Genomic DNA, 23483 nt, shown 5'->3' with positions numbered 1-23483 from the left:
TAAGTGACGGACCGCCAACCGCCGCGACGCAGGGTCCCGGGTCCCGCGCGGCCCTCGCGCCCCGCCCGCCCCGGCGAACAGCGCCGCTCGGGGTCAGGGGCTTCCCGCCCCGCCGCCCGCCGCCCGCGCCCCGCCGCCAGGCCCAAGGCCCGCACCATCCGGCTCGGCAGCCCGCGGCCCCGGCTTCGCATGGTGAGCCTCGGTCTGACCCTGGTGATGCTGGCCTTTGTCGTACGCCTCCTCCAGGTGCAGGCGGTCGACGCGAGCGTGTACACCGCCAAGGCCGAGAAGAACCGCTACTTCAGCCATGTCCTTGCCGCCGAGCGCGGGGGCATCACCGACCGCGGCGGCGTCGAACTGGCCACCAGCGTCGACGCGTACGACATCACGGCCGACCCCACGATGTTCACGGCGAAGGAGATGGGGATCAAGGACGCGCCCGAACAGGCGGCGGCGCTCCTCGCCCCGATCCTCGACAAGGACGTCGACCGGCTCACCGAGCAGCTCAAGACCCCCAAGACGCGCTACGTCCTGCTCGCCCGCCGGCAGACCCCGCAGGTCTGGAAGCAGATCAAGGACCTGCGCGGCGCGCTCGCCGACAAGGAGCGCACTGACAAGAAGAGCGCCAACATCCTCGCCGGCGTCTTCCAGGACCCCAGCAGCAAGCGCGTGTACCCGAACGACAGCCTGGGCGCCGGGATACTGGGCTGGGTCAACGCCGAGGGCAAGGGCGCGGGCGGCCTGGAGCAGCAGCTCGACAAGAAGCTCGCGGGCAAGGACGGGAAGATCAGGTACGCCCAGTCCGGCGGCCGCCAGGTGCCGACGGCGGGCAGCACCGAGACGCCCGCTGTGCCCGGCTCGGACGTCGAGCTCACCATCGACCGCGACATCCAGTGGGCCGCGCAGAACGCCATCACCGAGCAGGTGGAGAAGTCCAAGGCGGACCGCGGCTACGTGATAGTGCAGGACAACCAGACCGGCGAAGTCCTCGCGATGGCCAACTCCCCGGGCTTCGACCCGAACGACCTCTCGCAGGCCGACGGCACGGCGCTTGGCAACGCGGCGCTCCAGGACGCCTTCGAGCCGGGTTCGACCGCCAAGGTCATGTCGATGGCCGCCGTCCTGGAGGAGAACGCGGCCACGCCCGCCACGCACGTCACGGTCCCCAACCGGCTGCACCGCGGGGACCGGCTCTTCAAGGACGACATCGACCACCCGACCTGGCACCTCACGCTCAGCGGCGTGCTCGCCAAGTCCAGCAACATCGGCACGATCCTGGCCACCGGCGAGCTCGGCAAGACCCAGCGGGAAGCCAACGGCAAGCTCTACTCGTATCTGCGCAAGTTCGGCATCGGCAGGGAGAGCGGGCTCGGCTTCCCCGGCGAGACGTCCGGCATCCTCGCGCCGGCCGCCAAGTGGTCCACCTCGCAGCAGTACACGATCCCGTTCGGCCAGGGCGTCTCGATAAACGCGATGCAGGCGACCTCGGTCTACTCGACCATCGCCAACGGCGGCGTACGCATCGAGCCCACGCTGGTGCGCGGCACCAAGGGCCCCGACGGCCGCTTCACGCCCGCGGCCAAGCCCAAGAAGACCCGTGTGGTGAGCGAGAAGACCGCCAAGACGGTGTCGCGGATGCTGGAGTCCGTCGTCGACGACGAAGAGGGCACGGGCACCAAGGCCCGCATCTCCGGCTACCGGGTCGCGGGCAAGACGGGTACGGCCAACCGGGTCGACCCCGAGACCGGCAAGTACAAGGGCTACACCTCGTCGTTCGCCGGGTTCGCGCCCGCCGACAAGCCGCGCGTCACCGTCTACTGCGCGATCCAGAACGCCACCAAGGGCAGCTACTTCGGCGGCCAGATCTGCGGTCCCATCTACAAGGAAGTCATGCAGTTCGCCCTCAAGACGCTCCAGGTCCCGCCCACCGGCAAGGGCCCGGCCCGGCTGCCCGTCTCCTTCGAACCCTGAGCCCCACCAGGACATACCCGTGACAACGATCACTCCGGAGCCGGGGAACCAGTCCCCGCCACACCGCCCGCTTCGCTCTACGGCCGGTGCGCCCGGTACGCTCACCGCCGTGCCACACGCCGATCAGTCCCAAACCACCCAGAAGGGCGTTCCCGTGACATATCCGGGACCGCCGCGGCCGGTCCAGGTCTCCGCGACGCCGCTCGCCAGGATCGCCGATCAGCTGGGCGTCGCCGCCCCGGGCACGGGGGAGGTCAGCGGCATCACGCACGACTCCCGCGCGGTCCGGCCAGGCGACATCTACGCCGCGCTGCCCGGCGCCCGGCTGCACGGCGCCGACTTCGTCGCCCAGGCGGCCGACCTCGGTGCCGCCGCGATCCTCACCGACCCGACGGGCGCCGACCGCGCGTCCGCCACGGGGCTGCCGGTCCTGGTCGTCGCCGACCCGCGCGGCTCCATGGGCGAGCTCGCGGCCACCGTGTACGGCCACCCGGGGCGCGATCTGCTGCAGATCGGCATCACCGGTACGTCCGGCAAGACCACCACGGCGTACCTCGTCGAAGGCGGTCTCAAGGGCATCCGGTCGACCGGGCTCATCGGCACGGTGGAGATGCGCATCGGTGAGGAGCGGATCAAGTCCGAACGTACGACCCCTGAAGCGACCGACCTCCAGGCGCTGTTCGCGGTGATGCGCGAGCGCGGCGTCGAGGCCGTCGCCATGGAGGTCTCCAGTCACGCCCTCGTGCTCGGCCGGGTGGACGGCTGCGTCTTCGACGTCGCCGTCTTCAACAACCTCAGCCCGGAGCACATGGAGTTCCACTCCGGCATGGAGGACTACTTCCAGGCCAAGGCGCAGCTGTTCACCAAGCAGCGCTCCAAGGTCGGAGTGGTCAACTACGACGACGAGTACGGGCGCCGGCTCATCACGGAGTCCGAGGTGCCCGTCACCTCCTTCTCCGCCGAGGGCCACCCCGACGCCGACTGGCGCGCGGAGGACGTCGACGTCCGGCTGTTCGACTCCACGTTCGTCGCGGTCGGTCCGAAGGGGGAGCGGATCACCGCCAAGTCCCCGCTGGCCGGTCCTTTCAACGTCGCCAACACGCTCGCCGCGATCGTCTCGCTGGCCGTCGCGGGGATCGACCCGCAGCAGGCAGCCGACGGCGTCGGCGCGGTGGCGGGCGTCCCGGGCCGCCTTGAGCGCGTCGACGTGGGCCAGCCCTACCTCGCGGTCGTCGACTACGCCCACAAGACGGACGCCGTCGAATCGGTCCTGCGCGCCCTGCGCAAGGTCACCGAGAACAAGCTGCACATCGTGCTCGGCTGCGGCGGCGACCGGGACAAGACCAAGCGGATGCCGATGGGCGCCGCAGCGGCCAGGCTCGCCGACACCGCCGTACTGACCGCGGACAACCCCCGTGGCGAGGACCCCCTCGCGATCCTCGCCACGATGCTCGCCGGCGCCGCCGACGTGCCCTCCCACGAGCGCGGTGACGTCGCCGTCTTCGAGGACCGCGCCGCCGCCATCCGCGCGGCCGTCGCCCGGGCCGAACCGGGCGACACCGTGCTCGTCGCGGGGAAGGGGCACGAGCAGGGACAGGACATCGCCGGGGTGGTACGTCCCTTCGACGACCGCCAGGTACTTCGCGAAGCTATCCAGCAAACCCAGGGATGAATCTGTGATCGCCCTCTCCCTCGCCGAGATCGCCACTGTTGTCGGCGGGCAGACGTACGACATACCGGATCCGTCCGTCCAGGTCACCGGACCGGTCGTCAGGGACTCCCGTGAAGTGGAGCCCGGCAGCCTCTTCGTCGCCTTCGCCGGCGAGCGCGTCGACGGCCACGACTACGCGTCCGCCGTGGTCGAAGCGGGCGCCGCCGCCGTCCTGGCCTCGCGCCCCGTCGGCGTACCCGCCATCGTCGTCGACGATGTGCAGGCGGCGCTCGGAGCCCTGGCACGGCACGTCGTGGAGCGGCTCGGCGCGACGCTCGTCGCGCTCACCGGCTCCGTGGGCAAGACCAGTTCCAAGGACCTGCTCGCCCAGGTCCTGCGGAGCAAGGCGCCCACGGTCTTCACGCCGGGCTCGCTCAACAACGAGATCGGCCTGCCGCTCACCGCGCTCAGCGCCACCGACGAGACGAAGTTCCTCGTCCTGGAGATGGGTGCCCGCGGCGTCGGCCACATCCGCTACCTCACCGGCCTCACCCCGCCGAAGATCGGCCTCGTGCTCAACGTCGGCACCGCCCACATCGGCGAGTTCGGCGGACGCGAGCAGATCGCACAGGCGAAGGGTGAACTCGTCGAGTCGCTCCCCGCGGAGGGCACCGCCGTCCTCAACGCCGACGATCCGCTGGTGCGCGCCATGGCCTCGCGCACGAAGGCGCGCGTCCTGCTCTTCGGAGAGGCCGCCGACGCCGACGTACGTGCCGAGAATGTCCGGCTCACGGAGATCGGACAGCCTGACTTTACGCTGTACACACCCTCCGGGTGCAGCGACGTGACCTTGCGGCTGTACGGTGAGCACCATGTGTCGAACGCGCTTGCCGCGGCCGCCGTCGCCCATGAGCTGGGCATGTCCGCAGACGAGATCGCCCGCGCGCTCTCCGAGGCGGGCACGCTGTCCCGCTGGCGGATGGAGGTCACCGAGCGCCCGGACGGCGTGACGGTCGTCAACGACGCCTACAACGCGAACCCCGAGTCCATGCGAGCCGCCCTGCGCGCGCTCGCGGCCATGGCCAAGGGACGTCGTACGTGGGCGGTGCTCGGTCACATGGCCGAGCTCGGTGACGAGGGGCTCGCCGAACACGACGCGGTCGGGCGGCTCGCCGTCCGGCTGAACGTGAGCAAGCTCGTGGCAGTCGGGGGCAGGGAAGCGTCCTGGCTCCAACTGGGCGCATACAACGAGGGTTCGTGGGGTGAGGAGTCGGTGCACGTGTCCGACGCACAGGCGGCGATCGACCTGCTGCGCAGCGAGCTGCGCCCGGGAGACGTCGTGCTGGTGAAGGCTTCCAGATCGGTCGGTCTCGAGCGGGTCGCCACGGCGCTGCTCGATGACGCCGCGTCTTCCGAGGGGCAGGTCGCCGGCCGATGAGGCAGATCCTCTTCGCGGGTGTGATCGGGCTCTTCCTGACCCTGGTCGGAACCCCGCTCCTTATCAAGTTCCTTGCCCGCAAGGGCTATGGCCAGTTCATCCGGGACGACGGCCCGCGCGAGCACCACAGCAAGCGCGGTACGCCGACCATGGGTGGTATCGCCTTCATCCTGGCCACGCTCATCGCGTACTTCCTCACGAAGATCATCACGGGTACGGAGACCACGCTCTCCGGGCTTCTCGTGCTCTTCCTGATGGCGGGCATGGGCCTCGTCGGCTTCCTCGACGACTACATCAAGATCGTCAAGCAGCGCTCGCTCGGCCTGCGCGCCAAGGCGAAGATGGCGGGCCAGCTGATCGTCGGCATCGGCTTCGCCGTGCTCGCGCTGAACTGGCCGGACAGCCGCAACCAGACCCCGGCCTCCACCAAGCTGTCGTTCGTCACGGACTTCGGCTGGTCGATCGGCCCGGTGCTCTTCGTGGTCTGGGCGCTGTTCATGATCCTGGCGATGTCGAACGGCGTGAACCTCACCGACGGCCTCGACGGCCTCGCCACGGGCGCCTCCGTGATGGTCTTCGGCGCGTACACCTTCATCGGTGTCTGGCAGTACCAGGAGTCCTGCGCCAACGCGGTCACGCTGACCAACCCACAGGCGTGTTTCGAGGTCAGAGACCCACTCGACCTCGCCGTGGTGGCCTCCGCGCTGATGGGCGCCTGCTTCGGCTTCCTGTGGTGGAACACCTCGCCCGCCAAGATCTTCATGGGCGACACCGGCTCGCTCGCCCTCGGCGGCGCGCTCGCCGGCCTCGCGATCTGCTCCCGCACGGAGTTGCTCATCGCGCTCCTCGGCGGCCTTTTCGTCCTGATCACCATGTCCGTCGTGATCCAGGTCGGCTCCTTCAAGATGACCGGCAAGCGGGTCTTCAAGATGGCGCCACTGCAGCACCACTTCGAACTCAAGGGGTGGTCCGAAGTCCTTGTGGTGGTCCGCTTCTGGATCATCCAGGGCATGTGCGTGATCGTCGGACTCGGCCTCTTCTACGCAGGATGGGCAGCGAAGAAGTAATGACCTGGGCAGGCAAGAACGTCACCGTCGCCGGTCTCGGCGTCTCCGGGATCCCGGCGGCCCGTGTGCTGCACGGCCTCGGAGCCGTCGTCACGGTCGTCAACGACGGCGACGACGAGCGCTCCCGTACGCAGGCCGCGGACCTCGAGGCGCTCGGCGTCACCGTCCGCCTCGGCGACGGGGCCAGCCTGCCCGAAGGCACCGAACTCATCGTCACCACGCCCGGCTGGCAGCCGGACAAGCCGCTCTTCGCGGCCGCCGCGGCTGCCGGGGTCGAGGTGTGGGGCGACGTCGAGCTGGCGTGGCGCCTGCGCGGCCCCGACGCCGCGCCCTGGCTCGCGGTCACCGGCACGAACGGCAAGACCACGACCGTGCGCATGCTGGCCTCGATCCTGGAGGCGGCCGGTCTGCGGACCGCCGCCGTGGGCAACATCGGGATCTCGCTGCTCGACGTGGTCACCGGCGACGAGCCGTACGACGTCCTCGCCGTCGAGCTGTCCTCGTACCAGCTGCACTGGGCGCCCTCACTGCGCGCCCACTCCGCGACCGTCCTGAACCTCGCGCCCGACCACCTCGACTGGCACGGCTCCATGGAGGCGTACGCCGCCGACAAGGGCCGTATCTACGAGGGCAATCAGGTCGCCTGCGTCTACAACGTGGCCGACAAGGCGACCGAGGACCTGGTCCGCGAGGCCGACGTCGAAGAGGGCTGCCGCGCCGTCGGTTTCACGCTGAACGCGCCCGCGCCCTCGCAACTGGGCGTCGTGGACGGCATTCTGGTCGACCGTGCCTTCGTGCCGGACCGCCAGAAGCAGGCCCAGGAGCTCGCCGAGATCTCCGACGTCCAGCCGCCCGCGCCGCACAACATCGCCAACGCCCTGGCCGCGGCAGCTCTCGCGCGCGCCTACGGAGTGCCGGCGACGGCCGTACGCGACGGTCTGCGCGCCTTCCGTCCCGATGCCCACCGCATCGAGCACGTCGCCGACGTGGCCGAAGTGGCGTACGTCGACGACTCCAAGGCCACCAACACCCACGCCGCACAAGCCTCGTTGGCCGCGTACGAATCGATCGTCTGGATCGCGGGCGGGCTCGCCAAGGGCGCCACCTTCGACGAGCTGGTCGCCAAGTCCGCGGGGCGGCTGCGGGGAGTTGTCCTGATCGGCGCCGACCGCGCGCTGATCCGCGAAGCCCTCGCGCGACACGCCCCCGAGGTCCCGGTCGTCGACCTCGACCGGACCGACACTGGGGCGATGTCCGAGGCGGTACGACAGGCGGCACGGCTCGCCGAGCCGGGGGACACCGTACTGATGGCTCCGGCCTGTGCGTCGATGGACATGTTCACCAATTACAACAAGCGTGGTGACGCGTTCGCGGACGCGGTCCGCGAACTCGGCGCGTAGCGCCTGACGCGGGCCCCTGTGGTCCGGGGGCGCCCGGCACCCTGAGGAGGGCACGTGGCAGCGTCGTGGTGGCTGGGCGGGGGCCTAGATGGCCGGCGGTAGCGGGCGCGCGCCCACGCGCCTCGCCAAGAGGCCCGCGCCGATCCGTTCCGCGGGTGCGCCGCGCCCGCCGCGCGACGGTTCCCTGCGGCGGCTGCGCACCCGTGTCCGCAAGGCCTGGGACCGGCCGCTGACCGCGTACTACCTCATCTTCGGCAGCAGCCTGCTGATCACCGTGCTCGGCCTGGTGATGGTCTACTCGGCGTCGATGATCCAGGCGCTGCAGCTCGACCTGCCCGCCTCGTACTTCTTCCGCAAGCAGTTCGTCGCGGCGATCCTCGGGACGATCCTGCTGCTCGTCGCCATGCGCATGCCCGTCAAGCTGCACCGGGCGCTCGCCTACCCGATGCTCGCGGTGACCGTCTTCCTGATGGTGCTCGTGCAGATCCCCGGGATAGGGCGCAGCGTCAACGGCAACCAGAACTGGATCTATCTGGGCGGCCCCTTCCAGCTCCAGCCCAGCGAGTTCGGCAAGCTCGCCCTCGTCCTGTGGGGCGCGGACCTGCTCGCCCGCAAGCAGGACAAACGGCTCCTGACCCAGTGGAAGCACATGCTGGTGCCGCTCGTCCCGGTCGCCTTCATGCTGCTCGGACTGATCATGCTGGGCGGCGACATGGGCACCGCGATCATTCTCACGGCGATCCTTTTCGGCCTGCTCTGGCTGGCGGGGGCGCCGACGCGGCTCTTCGCCGGGGTGCTCTCGATCGCGGCCCTGCTCGGCGTGATCCTCATCAAAACAAGCCCCAACCGCATGGCGAGGCTCGCCTGCATCGGCGCGACGGATCCCGGTCCCGGCGACCAGTGCTGGCAGGCCGTACACGGGATCTACGCTCTGGCCTCCGGCGGATTCTTCGGTTCCGGGCTCGGCGCGAGTGTGGAAAAATGGGGTCAACTGCCGGAACCGCACACCGACTTCATCTTCGCCATCACGGGGGAGGAACTCGGCCTGGCGGGGACACTGTCGGTGCTCGCTCTGTTCGCGGCTCTAGGCTATGCGGGTATCCGCGTGGCCGGACGCACGGAGGACCCCTTCGTGAGATATGCCGCGGGAGGTGTGACCACCTGGATCACGACTCAGGCCGTGATCAACGTAGGTGCGGTGCTCGGCCTGCTGCCGATCGCCGGTGTCCCGCTCCCGCTGTTCTCGTACGGGGGTTCGGCCCTGCTGCCGACCATGTTCGCCATCGGACTCCTCATCGCCTTCGCGCGGCAGGACCCGGCGGCGAAGGCGGCCCTGGCCATGCGGCAACCTCGGGTGAGATGGAACACGATGAGACGGCGCGTCAAGGCGCGTTCGTCCGGAGAGCGGTGAATTTCGGTGCATGTCGTACTCGCCGGTGGGGGGACCGCCGGCCACATCGAGCCCGCGCTCGCCCTCGCGGACGCCCTGCGGAGGCAGGACCCGACCGTGGGCATCACGGCCCTGGGCACGGAGCGTGGACTCGAGACCCGGCTCGTACCGGAGCGGGGTTACGAACTCGCGCTGATCCCGGCCGTACCGCTGCCGCGCAAGCCCACCCCTGAGCTGATCACCGTCCCGGGGCGGCTGCGCGGCACGATCAAGGCGGCCGAGCAGATCCTGGAGCGTACGAAGGCGGACTGCGTGGTCGGCTTCGGCGGCTATGTCGCACTGCCGGGCTATCTCGCGGCCAAGCGGGCCGGGGTGCCGATCGTCGTGCACGAGGCCAACGCGCGTCCCGGCCTCGCCAACAAGATCGGTTCGCGGTACGCCGCCGGGGTGGCCGTCGCCACACCGGACAGTAAGCTGCGCAACTCCCGCTACATCGGCATCCCGCTGCGCCACACCATTGCCACGCTCGACAGGGCCCGGGTCCGCCCGGAGGCGCGCGCCGCCTTCGGCCTCGACCCGAACCTGCCGACGCTGCTCGTCTCCGGCGGCTCGCAGGGTGCCCGGCGGCTCAACGAGGTCGTCCAGCAGATCGCTCCGGTCCTGCAGCGCGCGGGGATCCAGATCCTGCACGCGGTCGGCCCGAAGAACGAAATGCCGTACGTCGAGAACATGCCCGGTATGCCGCCCTACATCCCGGTACCGTACGTGGACCGGATGGACCTCGCGTACGCCGCGGCCGACATGATGCTCTGCCGCGCGGGCGCGATGACCGTCGCCGAACTCTCCGCCGTCGGGCTTCCGGCCGCGTACGTCCCACTGCCCATCGGCAACGGCGAACAGCGGCTGAACGCCCAGCCGGTGGTCAAGGCCGGCGGCGGACTCCTCGTGGACGACGCCGAACTGACGCCCGAGTGGGTCCAGGGCAACGTCCTCCCGGTGCTCGCCGATCCGCACCGGCTGTACGAGATGTCCCGCGCGGCATCGGAGTTCGGCCGCAGGGATGCCGACGACCTCCTCGTCGGCATGGTGTACGAGGCGATCGCGTCGCGCCGCAACGGGTGACACGGCATGAGACGGAACTAGAAGGCACATAGAAGGCAGGGGACCGTGGCCGGACCGACCACCGCCGAACGGCAGAAGGCTGCTTCTGGTGGGTCCCGCCCGCCCCGCCCTCCGCGCTCCCGCGTACGCCTGCCGCGTACCCGCACCCTGGTCCTCTCGCTGATCGCACTGGTGCTGATCGGGGCGGGAAGCGTCTGGCTGCTCTACGGCTCGCAGTGGCTGCGCGTGGAGCGCGTGACGACTTCGGGGACCCGGATCCTGACGCCCGAAGAGGTACGTGAGGCCGCCGCCGCCCCGGTCGGGGCCCCCCTGGTCTCCGTCGACACCGAGGCCCTTGAGGAGCGGCTGCGCAAGAAACTTCGGCGCATCGACTCGGTCGACGTCGTCCGTTCCTGGCCGCACGAAATCGCTCTGAACGTGACCGAACGTGAGCCGGTTCTCCTTATCGAAAAGGGCAGAAAGTTCGTCGAAGTGGACGCCGACGGAGTGCGGTTCGCCACGGTCGGACACGCGCCCAAGGGCGTTCCCCTCCTTGAATTGACACCGGATCAGGAGAAGGCGGAGTCGAGTCTGCGCCGTTTCGGCTCCGACCGTCTTCGGCGCGAGTCGGTACGGGTCGCGGGCGCGCTTCCCGAGGCGGTGGCCCGCGATACCCGGGTCGTCAAGGTCCGTTCGTACGACTCGATCTCGCTGGAGTTGAGGGGCGGTCGCACCGTAGCGTGGGGCAGCAGCGAGAAGGGCCGGACGAAGGCGAGCACACTCACTGCCCTCATGAAAGCCGCCCCGAAGGCAAGGCACTTCGATGTGAGTGTCCCCACGGCCCCTGCTTCATCGGCGAGTTGACGCATATCGTCGCAGGCCAGCACCCTGGTTCAGCAGCGCTACGGCTGATCACATAGGGTGAAAAGAAAAACGGGAGGTTCGGCGTGTTCGTTGAACGTGCGCCACTTGTCGACTTAGTGTCCTGTTCGGAGAGTCCAAGGAACAGACACACTGGTAACCCTAAACTTCAACGTTAGGGTTCGGGTCGGCGTTCGGACCGTCCCATTCGGCATCAGTCGTCGCGGCGCGAGACCGCGAGGCGGCGACACGTAACTCGAGGCGAGAGGCCTTCGACGTGGCAGCACCGCAGAACTACCTCGCAGTCATCAAAGTCATCGGTGTCGGCGGCGGTGGTGTCAATGCCATCAACCGGATGATCGAGGTCGGTCTCAAGGGCGTCGAGTTCATCGCCATCAACACCGACGCGCAAGCCCTGTTGATGAGCGACGCCGACGTCAAACTCGACGTCGGCCGTGAACTCACCCGTGGACTCGGCGCCGGAGCCAACCCGGCAGTCGGCCGCAAGGCGGCCGAGGATCACCGCGAGGAGATCGAGGAGGTCCTCAAGGGGGCCGACATGGTCTTCGTCACCGCCGGCGAAGGTGGTGGCACCGGCACCGGCGGCGCACCTGTCGTCGCCAACATCGCACGCTCCCTCGGCGCCCTGACCATCGGCGTCGTCACCCGGCCGTTCACCTTCGAGGGCCGTCGTCGCGCCAACCAGGCCGAGGACGGGATCGCGGAGCTGCGCGAAGAGGTCGACACCCTCATCGTCATCCCCAACGACCGGCTCCTGTCCATCTCGGACCGGCAGGTCAGCGTTCTGGACGCCTTCAAGTCGGCGGACCAGGTCCTGCTCTCCGGTGTCCAGGGCATCACCGACCTCATCACGACCCCGGGTCTGATCAACCTCGACTTCGCCGACGTCAAGTCGGTCATGTCCGAGGCCGGTTCGGCCCTCATGGGCATCGGCTCGGCGCGCGGCGACGACCGCGCGGTGGCCGCCGCCGAGATGGCGATCTCCTCGCCCCTGCTCGAGGCGTCCATCGACGGAGCGCGGGGAGTCCTGCTCTCCATCTCCGGCGGATCGGACCTCGGCCTCTTCGAGATCAACGAAGCGGCCCAACTGGTCAGCGAGGCGGCCCACCCCGAGGCCAACATCATCTTCGGCGCCGTCATCGACGACGCCCTGGGCGACGAGGTCCGGGTCACCGTCATCGCGGCGGGCTTCGACGGCGGACAGCCGCCGTCCAAGCGGGACACCGTCCTCAACTCGGCCTCGTCGAACAAGCCGCGCGACGAGCAGCCGGCGGCCCCGAGCCGTCCGGCCGAGTCCCGCTCGCCCTACGGCGGCCTCGGCAGCGTCACGTCGCACGACGAGTCGTCGGCCCCGGAGCCCGTCGAGGTGACTCCGGCGAACGAAGCCCCGTCCGCCCCCGTGACCCCGCCGCAGGTTCCGCCGGCCCGTCCGTACCAGGACAGCCAGGCCGAAGAGCTGGACGTGCCGGACTTCCTGAAGTGATAGACCGGCACAGCACCGTGAGCGGCGCGCACTTCGCCTTCACCGACAGGTGGGGCGGGGTGAGCGCCGTTCCGTACGAAGAGCTCAATCTCGGCGGCGCGGTCGGCGACGACCCGCAGGCCGTGCGGACGAACCGCGAACTTGCCGCCAAGTCGCTCTCCGTCGACCCGGCACGCGTCGTCTGGATGAACCAGGTCCACGGCCCCGACGTCGTCGTGGTCGACGGGCCCTGGGGCTCCGACGCCGAGATCCCGGCCGTCGACGCGGTGGTCACCGCACGCCGGGGCCTCGCCCTCGCGGTCCTCACCGCCGACTGCACGCCCGTCCTGCTCGCCGACCCGGTGGCCAAGGTGGCCGCCGCGGCTCACGCGGGGCGGCCCGGCATGATCGCCGGGGTCGTTCCCGCCGCCGTCGAGGCCATGGTGAAGCTCGGCGCGGACCCGGCCCGCGTGGTCGCCCGCACCGGACCCGCCGTCTGCGGGCGTTGCTATGAAGTGCCGGAGGCGATGCGCGCCGAAGTCGCCGCCGTCGAGCCCGCGGCGTACGCCGAGACGAGCTGGGGTACGCCCGCGGTCGACGTGACCGCGGGGGTGCACGCTCAGCTGGAGCGTCTGGGGGTGCGCGACCGGGAGCAGTCGCCGGTGTGCACCCTGGAATCCGGTGACCACTTCTCGTACCGCCGCGACCGGACCACCGGTCGTCTCGCGGGCTATGTCTGGCTGGACTGATAGGGCATGACGGAACGCAAGTCTCAACTCGCCGCGAACCTGGCGAAGGTCGAAGAGCGGATCGCCGCCGCGTGCGCGGCGGCCGGCCGGAAGCGGGAGGAGGTGACCCTCATCGTGGTCACCAAGACCTATCCCGCGAGCGATGTGCGGATCCTGGCGGAGCTCGGTGTGCGTCATGTCGCAGAGAACCGCGACCAGGACGCGGCTCCCAAGGCCGCCGACTGTGCCGATCTTCCCCTTACTTGGCACTTTGTCGGTCAATTGCAGACCAATAAGGTCCGCTCCGTGGTCAGTTATGCCGATGTAGTGCAGTCTGTGGACCGCCCCAAGCTCGTCACGGCGCTCTCGTCGGGTGCCGTGCGCGCGGGGCGGGAGCTCGGCTGCCTGATCCAGGTGGCACTGGACGCGGAGGAGAACGGGCGGGGCGAGCGCGGGGGCGTGGGCCCTGGCGGAATCGGGGAGTTGGCCGGGCTCGTGGCCGAGGCCCCGGGGTTGCGGCTCGACGGTCTGATGACCGTCGCACCGCTGACCGGACCGTACGCGGGCCGGCAACAGGCGGCGTTCGAGCGGCTGATGGAATTCTCAACCCTCATGCGCGCGGCTCATCCGGCTGCGAACATGGTATCGGCAGGGATGAGTGCGGACCTCGAACAGGCCGTCGCGGCCGGGGCGACACATGTGCGCGTCGGAACGGCGGTACTCGGAGTCCGACCCGGGCTCGGGTAACGTCGCCAAGAAGTCGGACCACAGCAGAAAATATGGTCATTCTCGCTGTTGGGCGGGGATACCTCGTGGATCGCGGGCAGTTGGTGACGACAGCCGATCCACCACAGAGCGGAGGACTCAGAGCATGGCCGGCGCGATGCGCAAGATGGCGGTCTACCTCGGCCTCGTGGAGGACGATGGGTACGACGGTCCGGGGTTCGACCCCGATGACGAGTTCGAACCCGAGCCGGAGCCCGAGCGGGACCGCCGGCGGCATGAGCCGCCACATCAGTCGCACCAGTCCCGCCAGGCACACGTGTCTGATCGGGACGAATCGGTACGAGTGGTGCAGCCCCCCGCACAGCGTGAGCCAGTCGCCCATTCCGCTTCGCTACCCGCGGAATCCGGACGTCCGGCACGTATCGCCCCCGTGGCATCCATCACACCTGAACGCCAGAGCCTGGAGAAGAACGCACCGGTGATCATGCCCAAGGTCGTGTCCGAGCGGGAGCCCTACCGCATCACCACGCTGCACCCGCGGACGTACAACGAGGCCCGTACCATCGGGGAACACTTCCGCGAAGGCACTCCGGTGATCATGAATCTGACCGAGATGGACGACACGGATGCGAAGCGACTTGTCGACTTTGCCGCCGGTCTGGTGTTCGGTCTCCATGGCAGCATTGAACGAGTGACGCAGAAGGTGTTCCTGTTGTCGCCTGCTAACGTCGATGTAACGGCGGAGGACAAGGCTCGCATCGCAGAGGGCGGGTTCTTCAACCAGAGCTGAGATGTAAGTGACGCAGTAACGCAGGACTGGCTAAGAAGCACGAGTTAACAGGGGAGAGGGAACCGCGAACATGGGCGTGGTCTTGCAGGTGCTCTACATCGCGCTGATGTGCTTCCTCATCGTGCTGATCTTCCGGTTGGTCATGGACTACGTCTTCCAGTTCGCCCGCTCATGGCAACCCGGCAAGGCGATGGTGGTCGTTCTGGAGGCCACCTACACTGTCACTGATCCACCGCTCAAGCTTCTGCGGCGGTTCATTCCGCCGCTGCGTCTCGGGGGCGTGGCGCTCGACCTGTCCTTCTTCGTACTGATGATCATCGTCTACATCCTGATCTCCGTCGTGAGCCGGCTGTGAACGATACGGTCTTGCCGAATGCCGACGACTACGTTGAGGTGAAGAGATGCCGTTGACCCCCGAGGACGTGCGGAACAAGCAGTTCACGACCGTCCGCCTCCGAGAAGGCTATGACGAGGACGAGGTCGATGCCTTCCTCGATGAGGTCGAAGCCGAACTGACTCGCTTGCTCCGCGAGAACGAGGACTTGCGCGCCAAACTGGCCGCAGCCACCCGCGCCGCTGCGCAGAACCAGCAGCAGGGCGGCATGCGCAAGCCTCCGGAACCGCAGGACCAGCGCGGTCCGGGCGCCCCCGTGCCCGCCGCAATATCAGGTCCGCAGCCGGTGCCGCCGCAGCAGCAGCACCCACAGCAGCATCAGCAGCACCAGCAGATGGGCGGTCCGCCCCAGCTGCCCGGTGGCGCGCCGCAGCTTCCCGCGGGACCCAGTGGGCACGGCCAGCAGGGTGGTCCGCAGGGCCCGGGCCCGATGGGTCAGGGTCCGATGGGCGGCCCCATGGGCGGTCCCATGGGCGGCCACGGTCCGCAGATGCCGCAGCCCGGTCAGGGCCCCGGTGGCGACAGCGCCGCGCGCGTGCTCTCCCTTGCTCAGCAGACCGCCGACCAGGCGATCGCGGAGGCCCGTTCCGAGGCCAACAAGATCGTCGGCGAGGCCCGTTCGCGTGCCGAGGGCCTCGAGCGTGACGCCCGTGCCAAGGCCGACGCTCTGGAGCGGGACGCGCAGGAGAAGCACCGCGTCGCGATGGGCTCCCTGGAGTCCGCCCGCGCCACCCTTGAGCGCAAGGTCGAGGACCTGCGAGGCTTCGAGCGCGAGTACCGCACGCGTCTGAAGTCCTACCTGGAGTCGCAGCTCCGTCAGCTGGAGACCCAGGCCGACGACTCGCTCGCTCCGCCGCGGACTCCGGCGACGGCTTCCCTTCCGCCGTCCCCGGCGCCTTCCATGGCACCGGCCGGCGCGGGCGCCCCGTCGTACGGCGGCCAGCAGTCGATGGGCGGCAACCAGCCCACCGCCGGTCCGTCCTACGGCGGCCAGCAGCAGATGTCACCGGCGATGACCCAGCCGATGGCGCCGGTGCGGCCGCAGGCCCCGCAGCCCATGCAGCAGGCTCCGTCGCCGATGCGTGGCTTCCTCATCGACGAGGACGACAACTGACGGCCGTTTCCACGCCTTAGGCGTCGGCAGCGTTCAGGGCGAGGCCCCCAGTTCTTCTGGGGGCCTCGCCCTTTTGTGCGGGCACACGTGTCCCCACAACGCCGAAGGCCCGGCCCCGCCAGAGATCTCTGGCGGGGCCGGGCCTTCGTTGCTTCCCGGTGTGGCTACGCCTTGCGGAGGCGGAACGTGAGCGACAGTGACTCGTCCGTGAACGTCTCGCCGTACGCGCCGTCGGCCTCGCCCTGCTCGAAGGACGTGGCGAGGACCTCGTCCGCGATGAGACCGGAGTGGTCGGACAGGGCCGTGATCACCGCCGGGTCCGTGGAGGTCCAGCGCAGGGCGATCCGGTCCGCGACATCCAGGCCGCTGTTCTTGCGGGCCTCCTGGATCAGGCGGATCGCGTCACGGGCAAGGCCTGCCCTGCGCAGCTCCTCCGTGATCTCCAGGTCGAGGGCGACCGTGGCACCGGAGTCGGACGCCACCGACCAGCCCTCGCGCGGGGTCTCCGTGATGATGACCTCATCCGGGGCCAGCGTCACCGTCTCGCCGTCGACCTCGACCGACGCCGTGCCCTCGCGCAGGGCCAGGGACAGCGCGGCCGCGTCGGCGTCCGCGACGGCCTTGGCGACCGCCTGGACGCCCTTGCCGAAGCGCTTGCCCAGGGCACGGAAATTCGCCTTCGCGGTCGTGTCGACCAGGGAGCCGCCGACCTCGGAGAGCGAAGCCAGCGAGGAGACGTTGAGCTCCTCGGTGATCTGGGCGTGCAGCTCCGGGTTGAGCGACTCGAAGCCTGTGGCCGCGATCAGGGCGCGGGACAGCGGCTGGCGGGTCTTGACGCCCGACTCCGCGCGCGTGGCCCGGCCCAGCTCGACGAGACGGCGTACGAGAACCATCTGCTTCGACAGCTCCGGGTCGATCGCCGTCAGGTCGGCCTCGGGCCAGGACGTCAGGTGGACCGACTCCGGGGCGTCCGGGGTGACCGGCACCACCAGGTCCTGCCAGACGCGCTCCGTGATGAACGGCGTCAGCGGGGCCATGAGGCGCGTGACCGTCTCCAGGACCTCGTGCAGGGTGCGAAGCGCCGCCTTGTCGCCCTGCCAGAAGCGGCGCCGGGAGCGGCGTACGTACCAGTTGGAGAGGTTGTCGACGAACGTGGACAGGAGCTTGCCCGCGCGCTGGGTGTCGTAGCCCTCCAGGGCCTGGGTGACCTGGTCGGTGAGCGCGTGCAGCTCGCTGAGCAGCCAGCGGTCCAGGAGCGGGCGGTCGGCGGGCGCCGGGTCGGCTTCGCCGGGGGCCCACTGCGACGTACGGGCGTACAGGGCCTGGAAGGCGACCGTGTTCCAGTACGTGAGGAGCGTCTTGCGGACGACCTCCTGGATGGTGCCGTGGCCCACGCGGCGGGCCGCCCAGGGGGAGCCGCCGGCCGCCATGAACCAGCGCACCGCGTCGGCGCCGTGCTGGTCCATCAACGCGATCGGTTCGAGGGTGTTGCCCAGGTGCTTGGACATCTTGCGGCCGTCCTCGGCGAGGATGTGGCCGAGGCAGACCACGTTCTCGTAACTCGACTTGTCGAAGACGAGCGTGCCCACCGCCATCAGCGTGTAGAACCAGCCACGGGTCTGGTCGATGGCCTCCGAGATGAACTGCGCCGGGTAGCGGCTCTCGAAGAGCTCCTTGTTCTTGTACGGGTATCCCCACTGCGCGAACGGCATCGAACCGGAGTCGTACCAGGCGTCGATGACCTCGGGGACGCGCGTCGCGGTCTCCTGGCAGGTCGGGCAGGGGAACGTCACCGAGTCGACGTACGGGCGGTGCGGGTCGAGCTCCGAGTGGTCGGTGCCCGTCAGGTCGGAGAGCTCGGCGCGCGAACCTACGCACGTCAAGTGGCCTTCCTCGCAGCGCCAGATGGGCAGTGGGGTGCCCCAGTAGCGGTTGCGGGACAGCGCCCAGTCGACGTTGTTGGTCAGCCAGTCGCCGAAGCGGCCGTTCTTGACCGAGTCGGGGAACCAGTTGGTCTTCTCGTTCTCCTGGAGGAGGCGGTCCTTGATGGCCGTGGTGCGGATGTACCAGGACGGCTGCGCGTAGTAGAGCAGCGCCGTGTGGCAGCGCCAGCAGTGCGGGTAGCTGTGCTCGTACGGGGTGTGCCGGAAGAGCAGACCGCGGTCCTGGAGGTCTTCGGTGAGCTTTTCGTCGGCCTTCTTAAAGAAGACACCGCCTACGAGCGGGACGTCCTCTTCGAAGGTGCCGTCGGGGCGCACCGGGTTCACGACCGGGAGGCCGTACGAGCGGCAGACCTTGAGGTCGTCCTCACCGAAGGCGGGGGACTGGTGGACCAGACCGGTGCCGTCCTCGGTGGTCACGTAGTCGGCGTTGACCACGTAGTGCGCGGGGGCGGGGAACTCGACGAGCTCGAAGGGGCGCTGGTAGTTCCAGCGCTCCATCTCGGCGCCGGTGAAGATCTGGCCGGTGACCTCCCAGCCCTCGCCGAGGGCCTTCTCGAGGAGCGGCTGGGCGACCACGAGCTTCTCTTCGCCGTTCGTCGCGACGACGTACGTGACGTCCGGGTGCGCGGCGACAGCGGTGTTGGAGACCAGGGTCCAGGGGGTCGTCGTCCACACCAGGAGGGCGGCCTCGCCCGCGAGGGGGCCGGAGGTGAGCGGGAAGCGGACGAAGACGGACGGGTCGACGACCGTCTCGTAGCCCTGCGCGAGCTCGTGGTCGGAGAGGCCGGTGCCGCAGCGCGGACACCAGGGGGCGACGCGGTGGTCCTGGACCAGGAGGTCCTTGTTGAAGATCTCCTTCAGGGACCACCAGACGGAGTCGACGTACTCGGGGTTCATGGTCCGGTACGCGTCGTCGAGGTCGACCCAGTACCCCATGCGGGTCGTGAGGTCGGCGAAGGCGTCGGTGTGCCGGGTCACGGACTCGCGGCACTTGGCGTTGAACTCGGCGATGCCGTACGCCTCGATGTCCTTCTTGCCGTTGAACCCGAGCTCCTTCTCGACCGCGAGCTCGACCGGGAGGCCGTGGCAGTCCCAGCCGGCCTTGCGGGCGACGTGGTAGCCCCGCATGGTGCGGAAGCGCGGGAAGACGTCCTTGAAGACGCGGGCCTCGATGTGGTGGGCGCCGGGCATGCCGTTGGCGGTCGGCGGGCCCTCGTAGAACACCCACTCGGGGCGTCCCTCGGACTGATCGAGGCTCTTGGCGAAGATCTTCTGCTCGCGCCAGAAGTCGAGCACGGCGTGCTCAAGGGCGGGCAGGTCGACCTGGGCGGGCACCTGGCGGTACTGCGGCTGCGTACTCAACGGCTGCGTGTTCAACGCGCTTCCTCCGGCGGACGATTCCGTTCCGTCGGAGGGACGAGAGCCGCTTGTCGCGCTCCCGCGGTACCACCCTCCTTGGCCTTCCCGATGCGCGGTTGCGCGGGGAAAGCCCCCTCATTGGGGTCGCGATGCCGGGTCTACTGGTCCGCTTCGGGCCAGGCCCGCTGCGGACGGTTCTTCCGGCGGCTCCGGGGTGATCTTCGCGTCGCGCCTGCCCCCGGGCTCTCACCGTCCCCGGGTCGCTCATGGCCGCGTACGCCGCTACTCGTCCCCATCCACGCTTCTCGCTCCGCCCAGTGTACGGGGCCGGGGCGGAGGGGGCCGACCGGTTATCCGTGGTTTCTCAGGCGTGCTGGGGCACCTCGTCCCTGAGGGATTCGCGGACCATCCTCCGCAGCTCCGGGCTGTCGGTGTGGCCGTGGACGGACACGGCGTGCTCGCTCGCGGCGCGGACCACTTCTTCCTCTTCACCGGAGATGGCGAGAGTGCAGTTCGTCTCGCTCGGGAATTCTCTGCAGTCGGCTGTCTTGCGCATATCGCACCTTCTTGGTTATTTCTCAGCTTATGCCTCATTTTCGGCCTATGGGCTGGTTCGTGTCCGAGGCCGGCGAGACACCGGGACTGACCCGAATGGCGACATGGCTGTTGTCCGGATCCTGGGCCGGTGCGCCGGGCGGATTACCCGGCGGGGAGTTGGGCACAACGCTTGCATGCTTGCCGCACGGCACCCGTGGGGCGGGCGGATCGGGCGGCGTGCCCCGTTGCCGCGGGCTCTGAGTCGATTTATCGTCCCAGCACGATTCGCGAGCAAGATCACAAAATGTGAAGGGGCCGCGGCCATGGTGGCGAAGAAGACCGCCGTACAGCGTTCGGCGTCGGGCAGATCCACGGGCGCGGCCACGCAGCGGGGAGCCAACGGGACGCACGGTTCTCACGGCGCGCACGGGGCCAAGAAGGCGGCCACCAAGAAGGCGGCCACCAAGGAAACCGTGGCCAAGAAGACGGTCGGCAAGAAAGCGCTCGCCAAGAAGACAGCCGCTGGGGAGGATGCCGCCGAGGGGTCCTCCGCGGCCAAGAAGGCCCCCGTAGCGAAGAAGGCCGCCGCGGCGAAGAAGGCTCCCGGGCCGAAGAAGGCCGCCGCGGCGAAGAAGACAGCTGCCAAGAAGAGCACGGCCAAGAAGAGCACGGCCAAGAAGAGCACAGCCAAGAAGACGGCCGCGGCAGCGGCCGAGGGTGCGGCTCAGGCCGCGGAGACGACGGGAGCCACGACAGTGGTCGCGAAGAAGACTCCGGGCACGGCGACGGCGGCGGAGAAGCCGACGGCGGTGCCCAAGGCGCGTGTCGCCGCTGCGGAACCCGGTGAGCTGGCGGTCAGGCCCGGTGAGGACCCCTGGACTCCGGAGGAGGTCGAGGAGGCGCGCACCGAGCTGCAGAGCGAGGCGCTGCGGCTCGGCAGCGAGATCGCCGCCTCCGAGGACGCCCTGGCGGGTCTGATGCGGGACTCCGGGGACGGTGCGGGCGACGACGAGGCGGACACCGGGACCAAGAACATCACGCGGGAACATGAGATGTCGCTGGCCGCCAACGCGCGCGAGATGCTCGAACAGACCGAGCGCGCCCTGGAACGGCTTGACGCCGGGACGTACGGCATCTGCGAGAACTGCGGCAATCCCATCGGCAAGGCGCGGATGCAGGCCTTCCCCCGCGCGACCCTGTGCATGGACTGCAAGCAGAAGCAGGAACGGCGCTACTGAACGCGGCCTGGCCGCCTGGTGCCGTACGTGTGTGCCGTACCCTCGTCCCCAGTCAGGTACCTAGGTTGAGGGACTCACGTGGCAGAGGCGGAGCGCATCATCGGTACGCCGGATATCCCTGAGACGGATGGGGACGAGCCGGAGCAGGCGGCGTCGGACGAGCAGGCTTCGTCCGACGAGACGCCCTCGCCGGGCGACAAGCGGTCCAAGGGCAAGCGCAAGATCCTCGTCCTGTTCGCGGTGGCCGTGCTGGCGTACGCCCTGGACCTCATCAGCAAGATGATCGTCGTCGCGAAGCTCGAGCACCACGAGCCGATCGAGATCATCGGTGACTGGCTCCAGTTCAACGCCATCCGGAACGCGGGCGCCGCCTTCGGGATCGGTGAGGCGTTCACCGTGATCTTCACGTGCATCGCCGCGGCCGTGATCGTGGTGATCGCCCGCCTGGCGCGCAAGCTGTACAGCCTGCCGTGGGCGATCGCGCTCGGCATGCTGCTCGGCGGCGCCCTCGGGAACCTCACCGACCGGATCTTCCGCGCCCCCGGAGTGTTCGAGGGAGCGGTGGTCGACTTCATCGCGCCGAAGGGCTTCGCGGTCTTCAACCTCGCGGACTCGGCGATCGTGTGCGGCGGCTTCCTGATCGTGATCCTGTCCTTCCGCGGCCTGGACCCGGACGGGACCGTCCACAAGGACTGAGCCCTCGGGCCCTCGGCCCCCGGCGAAGGGCCTCGTGGTGCGGGAGTGTCAGTGGCCTCCTGCATACTCAATGGGTGAGCACGATTCCCGAGATCCGTACCCTGCCCGTGCCGGACGGCCTGGAGGGCGAGCGCGTCGACGCCGCCATCTCCCGTATGTTCGGTTTCTCCCGCACGAAGGCCGCCGAGCTGGCGGCGGCAGGCAAGGTGATGGTCGACGGCAGCGTGGTCGGCAAGTCCGAGCGTGTGCACGGTGGCGCCTGGCTGGAGGTGGAGATGCCGCAGGCGCCCGCTCCGGTGCAGATCGTCGCCGAGCCCGTCGAGGGCATGGAGATCATCCATGACGACGACGACATCCTGGTGATCGTGAAGCCGGTCGGCGTGGCCGCCCACCCGAGCCCCGGCTGGACCGGCACGACGGTGATCGGCGGCCTGGCAGCGGCCGGGTACCGCATCTCGACCTCCGGTGCCGCCGAGCGCCAGGGCATCGTGCACCGCCTCGATGTGGGCACTTCCGGCCTGATGGCGGTCGCCAAGTCGGAGCGCGCGTACACCTCCCTGAAGCGCCAGTTCAAGGAGCGCACGGTCGACAAGCGCTACAACGCGCTGGTGCAGGGCCACCCCGACCCGATGAGCGGCACGATCGACGCCCCCATCGGCCGCCACCCGAACCACGACTACAAGTGGGCGGTCACGGCCGAGGGCAAGCCCTCCGTCACGCATTACGACCTCATCGAGGCGTTCCGGGCGGCCTCGCTGCTCGACATCAAGCTGGAGACGGGGCGCACCCACCAGATCCGCGTGCACATGGCGGCCCACCGGCACCCGTGCGTGGGCGACCTGACGTATGGCGCGGACCCGACTCTCTCCAAGCGGCTCGGCCTCGAGCGCCAGTGGCTGCACGCGGTGCGGCTCGGCTTCGAACACCCCGGGACCGGCCAGTGGGTGGAGTTCGAGAGCCAGTACCCCGACGACCTCCAGCAGGCCCTCGACCGGGTGCGGGCGGAAAGCTCGTGAGCGTCGGCGTCAGCTGCCGGGTCGCCGAGGGCGCCGACGACCTGGAGGCCTGCTTCGCGGTCCGCAAGGAAGTCTTCGTCGTCGAGCAGCAGGTCCCCCAGGATCTTGAGTACGACGAGTACGACGCCGGGGCGGTCCACGTCCTGGCGGTCCGCGAGGACGGACTGCCACTGGGCACAGGGCGTCTGCTGTCCGGTGCGGCCGCCGCAGCCAAGAACGGCGGCGACACCGAGGTGGGCTCACTGGGCCGCCTCGCGGTGACACAGGCGGCGCGCGGACTCGGCGTCGGTGCGGCCCTGGTCCGGGCGATCGAGGACGCGGCACGCGCGCGTGGCCTCACCGGGGTCGACCTCCACGCGCAGACGCACGCGCTGGGGTTCTACGAACGACTGGGATACGTGGCCTACGGCCCGGAGTTCCCGGACGCGGGAATGCCGCACCGGGCTATGCGGAAGCCCCTTGGCCAGGAAGCTGCGGCTCAGGCAGCCCCCACCGCGCCCACTGGCCCATCGGACACCTGACCGCCGCGCGGCGTGACCACCGCGGTCGCGCCCCGCAGCCGATCATGACTCCGGGTGTG

Annotated in this window: 20 protein-coding genes; 18 read left to right on the top strand and 2 right to left on the bottom strand. The window is 69.4% G+C overall.

Annotated features, from left to right (window positions below):
- Window positions 1–3: 3 nt before the first annotated feature.
- The 14 genes from ACGFX9_RS01770 to ACGFX9_RS01705 all read left to right on the top strand — a co-directional run bounded on the left by ACGFX9_RS01770 (window position 4) and on the right by ACGFX9_RS01705 (window position 16114).
- The gene (locus tag ACGFX9_RS01770) at window positions 4–1971 is read left to right on the top strand and encodes a peptidoglycan D,D-transpeptidase FtsI family protein (protein WP_393463261.1); all 1968 of its coding nucleotides are present in this window, start codon (window positions 4–6) and stop codon (window positions 1969–1971) included.
- 19 nt (window positions 1972–1990) lie between these two features.
- Window positions 1991–3643 carry a UDP-N-acetylmuramoyl-L-alanyl-D-glutamate--2,6-diaminopimelate ligase gene (locus tag ACGFX9_RS01765; protein WP_393463259.1) on the top strand — a complete coding sequence of 551 codons (1653 nt, stop codon included), beginning with the start codon at window positions 1991–1993 and terminating at the stop codon, window positions 3641–3643.
- Window positions 3644–3647: 4 nt separating this feature from the next.
- Window positions 3648–5060, top strand: coding sequence for a UDP-N-acetylmuramoyl-tripeptide--D-alanyl-D-alanine ligase (gene murF / locus ACGFX9_RS01760; RefSeq protein WP_393463257.1), 1413 nt, complete (start codon window positions 3648–3650; stop codon window positions 5058–5060).
- Window positions 5057–6127 (top strand): phospho-N-acetylmuramoyl-pentapeptide-transferase, encoded by a 1071-nt coding sequence (gene mraY / locus ACGFX9_RS01755; RefSeq protein WP_249590431.1) that lies wholly within the window; start codon window positions 5057–5059, stop codon window positions 6125–6127. Before murF ends, mraY begins: the two co-directional genes overlap by 4 nt.
- Window positions 6127–7527: a UDP-N-acetylmuramoyl-L-alanine--D-glutamate ligase gene (gene murD, locus ACGFX9_RS01750; RefSeq protein ID WP_393463255.1), complete on the top strand. Its 1401-nt coding sequence runs from the start codon at window positions 6127–6129 to the stop codon at window positions 7525–7527. The genes mraY and murD overlap by 1 nt, the downstream gene beginning before the upstream one ends.
- An 88-nt stretch (window positions 7528–7615) precedes the next feature.
- Entirely contained in the window at window positions 7616–8938 is a 1323-nt protein-coding gene (gene ftsW / locus ACGFX9_RS01745; protein ID WP_393463253.1) for a putative lipid II flippase FtsW, read from the top strand.
- A gap of 6 nt (window positions 8939–8944) precedes the next feature.
- Window positions 8945–10039: an undecaprenyldiphospho-muramoylpentapeptide beta-N-acetylglucosaminyltransferase gene (gene murG, locus ACGFX9_RS01740; protein ID WP_393463251.1), complete on the top strand. Its 1095-nt coding sequence runs from the start codon at window positions 8945–8947 to the stop codon at window positions 10037–10039.
- A 45-nt stretch (window positions 10040–10084) separates the two neighbouring features.
- Window positions 10085–10882, top strand: a complete 798-nt coding sequence (locus ACGFX9_RS01735; RefSeq protein ID WP_393463249.1) for a cell division protein FtsQ/DivIB — start codon at window positions 10085–10087, stop codon at window positions 10880–10882.
- 274 nt (window positions 10883–11156) lie between these two features.
- On the top strand, window positions 11157–12383 hold the full coding sequence (gene ftsZ, locus ACGFX9_RS01730; RefSeq protein ID WP_393463247.1) for a cell division protein FtsZ: 1227 nt from the start codon (window positions 11157–11159) through the stop codon (window positions 12381–12383).
- Window positions 12380–13111 carry a peptidoglycan editing factor PgeF gene (gene pgeF, locus ACGFX9_RS01725; protein ID WP_393463245.1) on the top strand — a complete coding sequence of 244 codons (732 nt, stop codon included), beginning with the start codon at window positions 12380–12382 and terminating at the stop codon, window positions 13109–13111. Before ftsZ ends, pgeF begins: the two co-directional genes overlap by 4 nt.
- A gap of 6 nt (window positions 13112–13117) precedes the next feature.
- On the top strand, window positions 13118–13837 hold the full coding sequence (locus tag ACGFX9_RS01720) for a YggS family pyridoxal phosphate-dependent enzyme (protein ID WP_393463243.1): 720 nt from the start codon (window positions 13118–13120) through the stop codon (window positions 13835–13837).
- Window positions 13838–13961: 124 nt separating this feature from the next.
- Window positions 13962–14606 carry a cell division protein SepF gene (locus ACGFX9_RS01715; protein WP_393463241.1) on the top strand — a complete coding sequence of 215 codons (645 nt, stop codon included), beginning with the start codon at window positions 13962–13964 and terminating at the stop codon, window positions 14604–14606.
- A 70-nt stretch (window positions 14607–14676) separates the two neighbouring features.
- Complete coding sequence (locus tag ACGFX9_RS01710; protein WP_384554861.1) at window positions 14677–14961, top strand: YggT family protein; 285 nt, start codon at window positions 14677–14679, stop codon at window positions 14959–14961.
- A 46-nt stretch (window positions 14962–15007) separates the two neighbouring features.
- Window positions 15008–16114 carry a DivIVA domain-containing protein gene (locus tag ACGFX9_RS01705; RefSeq protein WP_393463239.1) on the top strand — a complete coding sequence of 369 codons (1107 nt, stop codon included), beginning with the start codon at window positions 15008–15010 and terminating at the stop codon, window positions 16112–16114.
- A 164-nt stretch (window positions 16115–16278) separates the two neighbouring features.
- Here ACGFX9_RS01705 and ileS read toward each other — a convergent pair whose 3' ends face one another.
- Together ileS and ACGFX9_RS01695 are read right to left on the bottom strand one after the other, a co-directional pair.
- The gene (gene ileS, locus ACGFX9_RS01700; RefSeq protein WP_393465525.1) at window positions 16279–19419 is read right to left on the bottom strand and encodes an isoleucine--tRNA ligase; all 3141 of its coding nucleotides are present in this window, start codon (window positions 19417–19419) and stop codon (window positions 16279–16281) included.
- A 361-nt stretch (window positions 19420–19780) separates the two neighbouring features.
- Window positions 19781–19972, bottom strand: coding sequence for a DUF1059 domain-containing protein (locus ACGFX9_RS01695; RefSeq protein ID WP_365852823.1), 192 nt, complete (start codon window positions 19970–19972; stop codon window positions 19781–19783).
- A gap of 304 nt (window positions 19973–20276) precedes the next feature.
- Here ACGFX9_RS01695 and ACGFX9_RS01690 point away from each other — a divergent pair, with 304 nt between their 5' ends.
- The 4 genes from ACGFX9_RS01690 (at window position 20277) to ACGFX9_RS01675 (ending at window position 23424) form a co-directional block, all read left to right on the top strand.
- Window positions 20277–21191: a TraR/DksA family transcriptional regulator gene (locus ACGFX9_RS01690; protein ID WP_393463237.1), complete on the top strand. Its 915-nt coding sequence runs from the start codon at window positions 20277–20279 to the stop codon at window positions 21189–21191.
- A gap of 78 nt (window positions 21192–21269) precedes the next feature.
- Window positions 21270–21887, top strand: a complete 618-nt coding sequence (lspA, locus tag ACGFX9_RS01685) for a signal peptidase II (RefSeq protein WP_393463235.1) — start codon at window positions 21270–21272, stop codon at window positions 21885–21887.
- Between the two features lie 74 nt (window positions 21888–21961).
- Window positions 21962–22903 carry an RluA family pseudouridine synthase gene (locus tag ACGFX9_RS01680; protein ID WP_393463233.1) on the top strand — a complete coding sequence of 314 codons (942 nt, stop codon included), beginning with the start codon at window positions 21962–21964 and terminating at the stop codon, window positions 22901–22903.
- Window positions 22900–23424, top strand: a complete 525-nt coding sequence (locus ACGFX9_RS01675) for a GNAT family N-acetyltransferase (RefSeq protein WP_393463231.1) — start codon at window positions 22900–22902, stop codon at window positions 23422–23424. Before ACGFX9_RS01680 ends, ACGFX9_RS01675 begins: the two co-directional genes overlap by 4 nt.
- Window positions 23425–23483: the final 59 nt, after the last annotated feature.

It is taken from the genome of Streptomyces sp. NPDC048436, from assembly GCF_043200355.1.
Taxonomy (GTDB): Bacteria; Actinomycetota; Actinomycetes; order Streptomycetales; family Streptomycetaceae; genus Streptomyces.
Note: the sequence above shows the minus strand (reverse complement) of the source record. Positions and strands in the feature narration are given on the sequence as shown.